Annotated in this window: 11 protein-coding genes and 1 pseudogene; 3 read left to right on the top strand and 9 right to left on the bottom strand. The window is 34.2% G+C overall.

Annotation, left to right across the window (positions count from 1 at the left end):
- The first annotated feature begins 77 nt into the window (after positions 1-77).
- On the top strand, positions 78-773 hold the full coding sequence (locus tag CLV73_RS15645) for a YjjG family noncanonical pyrimidine nucleotidase (RefSeq protein ID WP_100377789.1): 696 nt from the start codon (positions 78-80) through the stop codon (positions 771-773).
- A 56-nt stretch (positions 774-829) separates the two neighbouring features.
- On the opposite strand, the gene trpS is transcribed toward CLV73_RS15645, so the two are convergent.
- The 8 genes and pseudogenes from trpS to ileS form a co-directional block, all read right to left on the bottom strand.
- Positions 830-1,798 carry a tryptophan--tRNA ligase gene (gene trpS, locus CLV73_RS15650; protein ID WP_100377790.1) on the bottom strand — a complete coding sequence of 323 codons (969 nt, stop codon included), beginning with the start codon at positions 1,796-1,798 and terminating at the stop codon, positions 830-832.
- Positions 1,799-1,847: 49 nt separating this feature from the next.
- Complete coding sequence (locus CLV73_RS15655; protein ID WP_100377791.1) at positions 1,848-2,843, bottom strand: hypothetical protein; 996 nt, start codon at positions 2,841-2,843, stop codon at positions 1,848-1,850.
- Positions 2,844-2,849: 6 nt separating this feature from the next.
- Positions 2,850-3,493: pseudogene (locus CLV73_RS15660) on the bottom strand (SanA/YdcF family protein).
- A gap of 14 nt (positions 3,494-3,507) precedes the next feature.
- On the bottom strand, positions 3,508-4,146 hold the full coding sequence (locus tag CLV73_RS15665; protein WP_100377793.1) for a lipoprotein signal peptidase: 639 nt from the start codon (positions 4,144-4,146) through the stop codon (positions 3,508-3,510).
- Complete coding sequence (locus tag CLV73_RS15670) at positions 4,146-4,337, bottom strand: DUF2683 family protein (RefSeq protein ID WP_100377794.1); 192 nt, start codon at positions 4,335-4,337, stop codon at positions 4,146-4,148. The genes CLV73_RS15665 and CLV73_RS15670 overlap by 1 nt, the downstream gene beginning before the upstream one ends.
- 19 nt (positions 4,338-4,356) lie before the next feature.
- Entirely contained in the window at positions 4,357-4,602 is a 246-nt protein-coding gene (locus CLV73_RS15675) for a DUF6576 domain-containing protein (RefSeq protein ID WP_100377795.1), read from the bottom strand.
- An 80-nt stretch (positions 4,603-4,682) separates the two neighbouring features.
- Positions 4,683-5,063, bottom strand: a complete 381-nt coding sequence (locus CLV73_RS15680) for a TraR/DksA family transcriptional regulator (RefSeq protein ID WP_039369928.1) — start codon at positions 5,061-5,063, stop codon at positions 4,683-4,685.
- 59 nt (positions 5,064-5,122) lie between these two features.
- Positions 5,123-8,578, bottom strand: a complete 3,456-nt coding sequence (ileS, locus tag CLV73_RS15685; protein WP_100377796.1) for an isoleucine--tRNA ligase — start codon at positions 8,576-8,578, stop codon at positions 5,123-5,125.
- Between the two features lie 258 nt (positions 8,579-8,836).
- Between ileS and CLV73_RS15690 the strand changes: the two genes are divergently transcribed.
- Together CLV73_RS15690 and CLV73_RS15695 are read left to right on the top strand one after the other, a co-directional pair.
- Positions 8,837-10,129 (top strand): phenylacetate--CoA ligase family protein, encoded by a 1,293-nt coding sequence (locus CLV73_RS15690; RefSeq protein ID WP_100377797.1) that lies wholly within the window; start codon positions 8,837-8,839, stop codon positions 10,127-10,129.
- 95 nt (positions 10,130-10,224) lie between these two features.
- Complete coding sequence (locus tag CLV73_RS15695) at positions 10,225-10,830, top strand: hypothetical protein (RefSeq protein ID WP_100377798.1); 606 nt, start codon at positions 10,225-10,227, stop codon at positions 10,828-10,830.
- Between the two features lie 32 nt (positions 10,831-10,862).
- Here the strand turns inward: CLV73_RS15695 and CLV73_RS15700 are convergent, their stop codons facing one another.
- Positions 10,863-12,116, bottom strand: a complete 1,254-nt coding sequence (locus tag CLV73_RS15700; RefSeq protein WP_100377799.1) for an NAD(P)/FAD-dependent oxidoreductase — start codon at positions 12,114-12,116, stop codon at positions 10,863-10,865.
- Between the last annotated feature and the right edge of the window lie 61 nt (positions 12,117-12,177).

Genomic DNA, 12,177 nt, shown 5'->3' on the forward strand with positions numbered 1-12,177 from the left:
AAAAGTCTTGAAATTGTTAAGACAAAGGCTAAGAATTATCCGATTTCCAAAAATTAAAATTATTATTTTTGTGCTGTATGAAAATTCAGCACATTTTTTTTGATCTTGATAATACACTTTGGGATCATCGCAAGAACGCCTATCTAACAATCAAAGATCTTTTTGCAAAAGAGGAAATAGATTTAAAATACAATATTGATTTTGAAGAATTCCATTCTGTTTATCATGAAATTAATGAAAAACTTTGGGAAGATATCCGAGATGGAATCATCGATAAAGAATACCTGAGAAAGCATCGTTTTTATGATACATTCAGCCATTTCAATGTAGAAGATGAAGAATTGTCGATGTATTTCGAGGAACACTTCTTAGATAAAATCTTAAATCATAATGAGCTGGTAGAAGGGGCGGAGTATATTTTAAATTATCTTAAGGCCAAAAATTACATGCTTCACATCATTTCCAACGGATTTAAGGAGGTAACAGAAAGAAAGTGCATTTTATCCGGAATCGATAAATATTTTCAGACGATTACCAGTGCAGATACAGTAGGAGTAAGAAAACCCCGTCCGGAAATTTTTGAATATTCCTTAAATCTTTCGGGAGCTACAAAAGAAAACAGTATTCTGATCGGCGATGACTGGATTGCAGATGTTGTAGGGGCGCAAAACTTCGGAATGGATGTTATTTTCTTTGATGTTTTGAATGAAAATAAAGAAGAGGAGGGATTGAAGGTAATTAAACATCTTTTACAGATTAAAGACTATTTATAATAAGTATCGGCGGCACCTTTGGTGCCGCCGATACTTATTGTTTATGAATAATAAAATTAAAGTCCTAAGCTTTCTCTTACTCTTTTAATTGTATTGGTGGCGATCACTCTTGTTTTTTCTGCTCCTTCCTGAAGTTTGGCTTCCAGCTCATCAAGATTGTTCATATAATAAGAGAAAAGTTCTCTTTCTTTTTCAAATCTTGTCAAAATTAAATCCAATAGTTCTTTTTTAGCGTGTCCATACCCGAAGTTTCCTGCTAAATACTTAGCTCTTAATTCTTCAGTCTGTTCTGGGGTTGCAATCAGCTGATAAATGGCAAAAACCTTATCTGTTTCAGGATCTTTAGGTTCTTCCAAAGATTTTGAATCGGTTTCAATACTCATTACCTGTTTCTTCAATTCCTTTTCAGGTAAGAAAATATTGATGATGTTTCCTCTTGATTTTGACATTTTGTGTCCGTCGATTCCGGGAACATATTTAGTGTTTTCCTGAAGTTCAGACTGTGGTAAAACAAAAACTTCACCCATCTGATTGTTGAATCTTGAAGCTACATCTCGGGCAATTTCCAAATGCTGAAGCTGATCTTTTCCTACAGGTACAATTTCTGCATCATACAGCAGAATATCTGCAGCCATTAGAATCGGATAGGTAAATAATCCTGCATTTACATCCTGTAGTCTGTCCGCTTTATCTTTGAATGAATGTGCTAACGTTAATCTCTGATAAGGAAAAAAACATGATAAATGCCAAGAAAGTTCACAGGTTTCAGGAATGTCACTCTGTCTGTAAAAAAATGTTTTTTCGGTATCTAATCCACAAGCAAGCCAAGCCGCAGCAATCTCGTAGGTATTTTGTTTAAGTTCTTTCGCGTCTTTAATCTGCGTTAAGGAATGCAGGTTGGCGATAAATAAAAATGATTCATTTCCTTCCTGTTTTGAGAGTTCAATTGCAGGAATAATAGCACCGAGTAAATTACCAAGGTGCGGTGTTCCGGTGGCTTGAATGCCGGTAAGAATTCTTGACATTGTTTAAAAATTTATTTTAAAAATTAATGAATTGCAAATTTAAGTAAAATTACTTTCTAATTGCTTTATAGTATTTGATTTCAACTTGCCTAAATATGTTTGGAAGAATTGATCTGGACTCTTTTTTCTCAAGATTTGTAATAACGGCTCCAAAAATATAGATTAAATAAGTGTATTTTCCATCATTGATCATCATGTAATGGTCTTGATTTGATCCAAAGTATATAAGATTTTCTACGTTTTCAATTTGATTTTTAGACGCCTCAGAAGAATTTTTTCTGGAATATGACAGAAGATTTTTAATTTTTTCTAATGAATTATTAGTGAAAATTTTATTGGATTGATCTTTATGGGCATAAATTATTTCATCTCCATCTAAAATCTTTTCTACAATAAAAGGTTTTCTGATTAAACCATTATTATATGATTGAAATAATTTAATTGCATCTAAGTAAGAAATATAATTATAAAAATAACTTTCCATATTAAAATTATTAATGCTGAATTTTGATAAGAAATGAATTTCTTCTTTAGTTATTTTTAATTCTTTTACAGGTATTATCAGAGAAGGATAGTTAAACAGATAATTTTCTGGGATTTCAAAACTAGGATTTTGATGAAGTATATTTCCTAATCTGATTATTTTTCTTAATCCCAAAAGAGGAACATCTTTCCTGTCATATTTTTTATTTCTGAAAGAACTATAAAAATTGACAATCTTTCCGCTTTTATTGTCTACGACAATTATTTTTTCTCTGAACCAATTATTAAATGCCTGTCTATCCTTCGGCTTAAGATTGTATTCTAAAGACTTGAGAAAGATTGTATTTCTGATAGAATCTAGATTGTTTTTATAGGAAGTTGAATCTAAGGTAGTGTAAATCTTTAAATTCTTTTCTTTTGTATTGATTTTCTCAAGCTCTTCATCAATAAATCGAATTACGGTGCTATCTTTGATCTGTTTATTATCAGAATAATAGTAAATATTCTCCTTTTTACAGGAAACGAGGATGATTAATAATATGACTAACTGTAAAAATTTCATCAGGATTTATGGAATCAAAATTTTATCCCCACCGAATTTAGGTTCAACTCCAAAGATCGATCCCAATAGGCTTTAGCTTTAGCAAAATACTCTCTTACATTGGTTTTTAAACCTGTATACTTATTAACATCTGCAGCGTTATATCCAAAAGCGTCCATTCCGTTTTGTTTGGCTAAAAATACGGCTCTTTCATTATGGAATTTCTGTGAAATAATAACCAGCTTGGTCTGGCTGAATATCTCTTTAGCTCTTACAACAGAATCTAAGGTTCTGAAGCCGGCATGATCCAGAAAAATTCTGTTTTGCGGAACTCCGTTTTTAATCAATTCCGTTTGCATATCTTCCGGTTCGTTGTAGTCTTTTCTGCTGTTGTCGCCACTTACGATGGTGTACCGTATTTTCCCGCTTTTGTATAAATCAACAGCAGCTTTAATTCTGTTGTAGAAATAGGCATTCGGCATTCCGTTGCTTAAAGTTTTTCCTGTGCCTAAGAGAAGGGCTGTTTTTGTTTGCGGGACGTCTGCAATAGAGTAGGAAACAAAAGCACTACTGTTTTTCTTAATGCTGTAATTCGCCCATGTTATAAAAATAATTCCTGCAACAATAAGAAGCAGGAAAAATTTAAATATTGTTTTAATATTTTTTTTCATTCAGTGTATTGGGCTTAAAATTCTAAACCATTCGGGAATGCTTTTTTTCTGAAAATTAATAGCAAAATTGCTCCCACTGTAATCGCCGAATCTGCAACATTGAAAATATATTTAAAAAACTCAATATGTTTTCCTCCAATCAAAGGCCAGCTTTCAGGTACATTCCAGTCCACTAATGGGAAATGCAGCATGTCCACTACACACCCGCGCATAAAAGTTGAATAACCGTGGCCAAAAGACGTTATTTTTGAAATGCCTCCATAACCAATCCATCGGTCTATACTTGGGTCGTATACGGTTCCGCTGTCGAAAATGAGTCCATAAAACATTCCATCTATTAAATTTCCGATGGCGCCTGCAAAGATCATGGCCATTGGGATCAGAAGATAATTTGATTCCCCTTTTTGTAGCCATTTCTTAAATAGATAGATCATTCCACCGATTAAACAAACTCTTACAATCACAAGGAAATATTTACCGATTACTCCACCAAAATGAAGACCATAAGCCATCCCTGGATTTTCAACAAATGTTAATTTGAATCCCGGAAGAACAGAAACGCTGTCATCCAGATTGAAATGAGTTTTAATATAAATTTTTGAAGCCTGATCAATTAATAAAATAAGAAAGGTTACAAATAATATCTTTTTCATTACAATCCTTTTGGTTTATAAGGTTTTCCTATTTTTTCGTTTTTCCTATCAACGATATTTTTGATCGTCTTGTTATTGTGATGGGTGTTTTTGGTATGGAATTTTTCGAATTTTATATTCATTTCTTTTAAGACACTTTTCAGCGCACTCAGTTCCATTGCATTCTTGGTGTGTACAATAATTGATTCCACGTTGTATTAATTTAAAATTTTATTTTTTGGATAATTCATCAAGTCGTTTTCTGTCTTTTTCAGATAAATCGTTGATTCCATTTTTACCCATTTTACTCAAAAGCCTGTCAATTTCTTTCTCACGATCACGTTTGTCGGAGTTGAATTGATCATCAATCGTATAATTCCGTTTTTCATCAGGAAAAAATTTGTTTTTAATCCATTCCCTATTGAAAAAGGCAAGAATGGCAATGATAATAATTCCTAAAATTAATAATTGGCTCATGAGGACATATTAAAAATTAGGTTTATAAAGTATCCGATGAATACGATATAAACCCAAATTTATTTTACAAACCGATATGGTTATTTCTGCATATTTTTCGCTTCAATGCTCAAGGTAGCGTGAGGAACAGCCAAAAGTCTTTCTTTAGGAATTAACTTCCCTGTTACCCTGCAGATACCATACGTCTTATTTTCAATTCTTATTAAAGCATTTTTAAGATCACGCACGAATTTTTCCTGTCTTCCTGCTAAAATAGAATTCTGTTCTTTACTCAGTGTTTCAGCTCCTTCTTCAAAGGCTTTGAATGTAGGAGAGGTGTCATCTGTCCCGTTATTCTGGTCGTTGATGAAACTTTCTCTGATGAGCTTCAAATCGTTTTCTGCTTTTTCTATTTTTTCTTTAATGACCGCTTTAAATTCTTGTAAATCAGCATCACTGTATCTTACTCTTTCGTCTGACATATTCGTTTCTCTTTTTTAATAAAATTATGAAATGGAATTTGAAAAACAATAACTATATGTTAAATTTTTTCAACATTTACTTTAAAATTAACTTCATCTATTTCGATTTCGTTAAAATTTGAAAGTGAAGATACAATTTCTATTTTATTTGACAAGACTTCTGCAGAAATATATTCTTCATTTTTCTTAATATCCTCCAGGAATGGTGAATTTTCTTCCAATGAAATATGTATTCTGTCAGTAAGATCAAAGTCTTTATCTTTTCTCAAGTTCTGAACCCTGTTAATGAATTCCCTTGCGATACCTTCAGATTTTAACTCGTCTGTTAACGTCAAATCTAATGCCACAGTTGTTTTTCCATCAGAAGTTACGGTCCATCCCGGGATGTCTTTTGTAGAAATCTCTACATCATCAAGTGTGATTTCGTAACCCTGGATGTCTAATTTCCCTTCTTTTTCCAATTTTGAGATGTGTTCCGCATCAAGATTTGCAATTTCTCCTCCAACCGTTTTCATGTCTTTTCCTAATTTAGGACCAAGAGCTTTGAAATTTGGTTTTATCTGTTTTACAATTAAATGTGCTGCTTCTTCAGTATTAATTAATTGAATTTCTTTAACGTTTACTTCCTGTTTGATCAATTCCGAAACCGCAGAAATCTGCTCTTCCGTTTTTGAGTCTAAAACAGGAATCAATACTTTCTGTAGTGGCTGACGTACTTTTACATTTTCCTTCTTTCTCAAAGAGAAAACCATACTTGTAATGTTCTGTGCTAAATGCGTTTTTTCAACCAAATCTGCATCGATCAAGCTTTCATCAGGAACAGGGAAATCCGTTAAGTGAATAGATTCCGCAGTTTCTTTTCCTGTTACCTTATTTAAATCCTGGTATAACTGATCCATAAAGAACGGTGCAATTGGGGCAGATAATTTAGCCACCACTTCAAGACAGGTATATAAAGTCTGGTAAGCCGAAATCTTATCTTCCGAATAATCTCCTTTCCAGAAACGTCTTCTGCACAATCTTACGTACCAGTTCGATAAATTATCATTCACAAAAGTGTTGATTGCTCTTGCTACTTTTGTTGGTTCGTAATCTTCGTAGAATGACTTAACTTCTTTGATCAATAAGTTTAATTCAGACAAGATCCATCGGTCGATTTCCGGTCTGTTTTGAACTTCTTTTTCAGAATAATTGAAACCGTCAACATTTGCATATAAAGCAAAGAATGAATAGGTATTGTAAAGCGTTCCAAAGAATTTTCTTCTTATTTCATCGATTCCTGCAATATCAAATTTCAGGTTTTCCCAAGGATTTGCATTCGAAATCATATACCAACGCGTTGCATCCGGCCCGTAAATAGAAAGCGTTTCAAACGGATCAACTGCATTTCCTAAACGTTTTGACATTTTTTGGCCTTCCTTATCCAAAACAAGCCCGTTACTCATTACATTTTTATATGCAACGGAGTCAAAAACTGCCGTTCCGATCGCATGAAGAGTGTAGAACCACCCACGGGTCTGGTCAACTCCTTCCGCTATGAAATCTGCAGGAAAAGCTTTGTTATTGTCAATTAATTCTTTATTCTCGAAAGGATAGTGCAGCTGCGCATAAGGCATTGCACCCGAATCGAACCAAACATCGATCAGGTCGCTTTCACGCTTCATGGCTCTTCCTGAATCCGAAACTAAAATTACTTTATCAACTACATTTTTGTGCAGATCAACCAAAGCATAATTCTGTTCAGACATATTTCCGATGATAAAACCTTTGAAAGGATTTTCTTTCATAAATCCTGCTGCAATAGATTTTTCAATCTCGTTGTATAATTCTTCAACAGAACCGATAATTTTTTCTTCCTTCAAATCATCTGTTCTCCAGATTGGCAATGGAATTCCCCAATATCTTGAACGGGAAAGGTTCCAGTCGTTTACGTTTTCAAGCCAGTTCGCGAAACGTCCTTCTCCGGTTGCTTTTGGCTTCCAGTTGATTTCTTTGTTTAAATTAACCAAACTGTCTTTTACAGCTGTCATTTTCACAAACCAGGAATCCAATGGATAGTATAATAAAGGCTCATCTGTTCTCCAGCTGTGTGGATAAGAGTGAACGTATTTTTCTACTTTGAAAGCTTTGTTTTCTTTTCTTAATTTTAAGGCAATTCTTTCGTCTACAGAGAGATAAGCCTTCAAGTCTGAAATAATAGCTTTTAATTTATCCTTCTGAATATTGAATTCTATATTTTTTTCTTCTTCGCTAAGGTATTCTCCTTTTACATATTCATTGGCAAAACCATAGATTTCATCGCTTACGACAGATAGAAATCTTCCCTGTAAATCCACTAAAGGCACAGGATTTCCGTTTTCATCCAAAACAAGCATTGGCGGAACTTCAGGAGTTGCTTCTTTAGCTACTTTCGCATCATCAGCACCGAAAGTCGGAGCCGTGTGAACGATACCTGTTCCGTCTTCCGTCGTTACGAAGTTTCCTGAAATTACTCTGAATGCATTTTCCGGATTTTGATGAGGTTTAGCGTAATCTAAAAGTTGCTCATATTTAATTCCAACCAAATCAGCCCCTTTGAATTCTGCCAAAATCTGATAAGGAATTACTTTACTTTCTGAAGTGTAATTGGCAAAGTCTTCTTCTGTACCTTCAGCATATTTTTTTGCAAACTGTTTTCCAACCAAAGCTTTAGCCAAAACAACATTAACAGGCTCAAAAGTATATTGATTGAAGGTTTTAATTAAAACATAATCGATTTTCGGACCTACTGTTAAAGCTGTGTTTGAAGGCAACGTCCAGGGAGTTGTCGTCCAGGCTAAGAAATGTACGTCTCCAAAACCTTGTAAAAATGAAGGTAATGTTTCTGGTAATGTCTTGAATTGCGCAACAACTGTTGTGTCAGAAACATCACGGTAAGCCCCCGGCTGGTTTACTTCGTGGGAAGAAAGCCCGGTTCCTGCTTTCGGAGAATAAGGCTGAATGGTGTATCCTTTGTACAATAATCCTTTATCATACAATTGTTTCAAAAGCCACCAAACCGTCTCCATGTATTTCGATTTATACGTGATGTAAGGATCTTCAAGGTCTACCCAATATCCGATTTTTTCGGTAAGGTTGTTCCAAACATCTGTATAACGCATTACCGCTTCACGACACGCTTTATTATAATCTTCAATTGAAATTTTTTTGCCAATATCTTCTTTAGTGATTCCTAATTCTTTTTCCACACCAAGCTCTACTGGAAGTCCATGTGTATCCCAACCCGCTTTACGGAAAACCTGCTTTCCGTTCTGGGTCTGATAACGACAGAAAATATCCTTCAACGCTCTGGCCATTACGTGGTGAATTCCGGGCATACCGTTTGCTGAAGGCGGACCTTCATAAAAAACAAACTCAGGCTGCCCCTCACGAATCTCAACACTTTTATTGAAAGTTTTGTTCTGTTTCCAGAATTCCGCTACATTCTCTGCTACGTCAATAAGGTTGAGGTTTTTGTATTCTTTAAATTGGCTCATTGTAATATCTCAATATCGTTGATTAATTAAGTTGGCAAATTTACTAAAATTTACCGGTTTATAATATATGTTTCATTTTGATATTTCCTATTAAAAAGTTCTGTTTCAGAAATATAAATGCAAAGATTGTTTTTTAGTGAATTGTGAATTTCGAATTGTCTGTTTTTTGAAGCTTTTTACTCGGTTAAAGTTTACATTTTTTAATGCTTTACTCTTTTAATTTAATTAAATACATTTGTTGTTTAAAAAATAAAACAATTGGAATTCAACCCACCAATCGAAAGATCGACGAGTAAGGAAATTAAAGCGTTTCAGGAGCAAAAACTTCAGGAGCTGTTAAATTATCTGGAAACTCATTCTCCTTTTTATCAGAAGCTTTTTAAGGAAAATAATATCAATATTGCTGACATTCAAACCTTAGAAGATCTGCAGAAAATTCCGACAACGGTTAAGAATGATATTCAGCAGAATAATGATGATTTTTTCTGTGTTACTCCTGATAAGATTGTTGATTATAGTACAACTTCAGGTACATTAGGTGATCCTGTGACTTTCGGTTTGTCGGATAATGATCTTGAAAGACTGGCGTACAATGAAGCTGTTTCTTTTGCCTGTGCTGGTATTCAGAAGGGGGATGTCGTACAGATGATTACGACTATCGACAAGAGGTTTATGGCCGGACTTGCTTATTTTCTTGGCTTAAGAAAAATGGGAGCCAGTGTTGTTAGAATGGGACCGGGAATTCCTGAACTGCAATGGGATTCTATTTTCAGATATAAACCGAAATATTTAATTACTGTTCCGTCATTTTTGTTAAAAATGATTGATTATGCTGAAAAGCATGGGATTGACTATAAAAATTCCAGTGTTTATGGAGCGGTTTGTATTGGAGAAAGTATCAAAAATCAGGATTTTACAGATAATATTCTTTCACAGAAAATTAAAGAAAAGTGGGATATTAAATTATTTTCAACTTATGCTTCCACGGAAATGAGTACTGCTTTTACAGAATGTGAGTTCCAGAATGGAGGACATCACCATCCTGAGCTGATTATTACCGAGATTCTTGATGATGAAGGAAAGCCTGTTAAGGAAGGAGAAAGTGGTGAATTGACTATTACAACATTAGGAGTCGAGGCAATTCCTTTGTTGAGATTTAAAACAGGGGATATTGTTAAAGCACATTATGAACCTTGTCAGTGCGGAAGAAACACAATGCGTTTAGGACCTGTAATCGGAAGAAAACAACAGATGATAAAATATAAAGGAACAACTTTATATCCACCTGCAATGAATGATATTTTGAATGATTTTAATGGGATTTCATGTTATCAGATTGTTATTCAAACCAATGAAATTGGGCTGGATGAGATCATCATCAGACTGAGTACGGGAAATACCGATGAAAATTTTGTAAATGAAGTGAGGGATCATTTTCGTGCAAAACTCAGAGTGAGTCCGAAAATTGAAATAATTGACTTTGATATCTTATCTAAAACTGTTTTTCATCCTAACAGTCGTAAGCCGATTACTTTTGTTGACTTGAGGTAAATTAAAATTATTCAATCAGATAGGAAATATTGTTGTTGAATTAATTCTTTATTGATAAGGGAATATTATATTTGCGCAAAATTTTAAAATAAATCATGAAAAAATTATTTGTGTTAATTTTGATGGCGATTACAACAGTAGTTTTTGCCCAAAATGAAATTAATTTGCAGCAAGGGAATTTTGATTTTCTAAAAGATCAAACAGAAGTAAATGTTCAACTGAAATTTGAAAATGCTGTTTATCAGGAGAAAAATCTTACTGAAGCCCAATATATCGAAAACAGGAAGTTGGATATTACCAATAAAAAGAGTGAAGCGGTTTGGAAAAACTGGATATATCAGTGGGATAGATTCAAAGAAACCGAATATTTACAGTACTTTTTTAAGGGCATAAACGCAAAGTCAAAAAAAGTAACTTTTAGAAATGATGTTAAAGCAAAATATACTTTAATTATTGATGCTAAATGGATTTACGCAGGATGGTACGGTGGAATGATCGGTTCTCAAGAGGGAAAATTAACTGCTGATCTTACATTCGTAGAAACAGATAACCCGTCAAATGTGATAATGAAATTGCACGCAGAAAAAATTCAAGGCAAACAAATGAATAAGGATTTTAGCTGGGAATACGGTCGAATTGCTGCAACATATGAAGTTTTGGGAAAGAAATTAGGAAAAGAAATCAAAAATACTTTGAAATAAAAAAACGGTCTGAAATTTCAGACCGTTTTTTATTATTGATTTTGCTGTTCAAGTTTTTCCAGCTTAATAAGATTCGCTAAATTTTTGATAACGGTATCGTGTTTTTTCACGAAAGGATTGTCTTTATTCCAGACATATCCCGCTAAAACAGCACATATTTTTTTCTTTACATCCGGATTTTCGGGTTGGTGGAAGAATAACTCCTGAAGATTTCCGGTGTACCATTCCTTCACATAGGTAGTGAAAACATCTACACCATATAAAATGTAGTCCGTATATTCTTTCTGCCAGTCGATTTTTTCTCCATTAAGTTGTCTCAAAGCCAGTTTTGCAGCCAGCATTCCCGATTCTGTTGCAAAAGCCATTCCTGAAGAGAAAACAGGATCTAAAAATTCTGAAGCATTTCCCGTTAAAGCAAATCCTTCTCCGAAAAGGCTTTTTACCGAACATGAATAGTCTTTTAAATGTCTCGGCTCAAAAAGGAAGTCTACATTTCCAAAACGCTTTACATAATAATCGGAAAGCGAAATCGCTTTTCTTAGAGCTTCTGTTGTATCTCCGTTTTCAATGAGTTTTTCAATATATTCTGTAGGTCCTACAATTCCTAAACTGGTATTTCCATTTGAAAAAGGGATAACCCAAAGCCAGACTTCGGTTTCAATAATATCAAAAGAAATCAATGTTCCTTCTACCCCATCTTCTCTGTTAATGTCTTCTACATGAGTAAAAATAGCAGAGTGCGGAGATAATTTTGAAGGTTTTTCCAAATCTAACAATCTGGGAAGAACTCTTCCGTAGCCACTGGAATCAATCACGAATTTTGCATGGATTTCTTTTGTTTCTCCGTCTTTATTTCTCACAGTTGTTACAGAATCTGTTCCGTTAAACTGGATATCGATTACTTCCGCTTCAAATTCCAGGTCAATTCCTTTATTGATGACTTCTTGAGCTAATGTATTATCAAAATCAGCTCTCGGAACCTGCCAAGTCCAGTCCCATCCTTCACCGAACTTATCACTAAAATCAAAAATACAGACTTCGTCTCCTCTCAAGAATCTTGCTCCAAGCTTTTTTTCAAAACCCATTTTATCTAAAGCGGGGAAAAGCCCGGCTTCATCAAAATGATCCATTACTCTCGGAATTAAACTTTCGCCTACAACCAGTCTTGGAAATTTTGTTTTTTCAACAACTTTCACGCTGACATTGTTCTTCTTTAAGTATGAAGAAGATACGCATCCGGAAGGTCCAGCTCCGATTACGAGAACGTCAACAAATTCTTTGTTCATCTTTGATTTTTTATTTTGATAATTACTTCTATCTTTGCCGCAAAATTAGTGACAATTAATT

Origin of the sequence: Chryseobacterium geocarposphaerae (genome assembly GCF_002797535.1) — a bacterium.
GTDB classification, from domain to species: domain Bacteria; phylum Bacteroidota; class Bacteroidia; order Flavobacteriales; family Weeksellaceae; genus Chryseobacterium; species Chryseobacterium geocarposphaerae.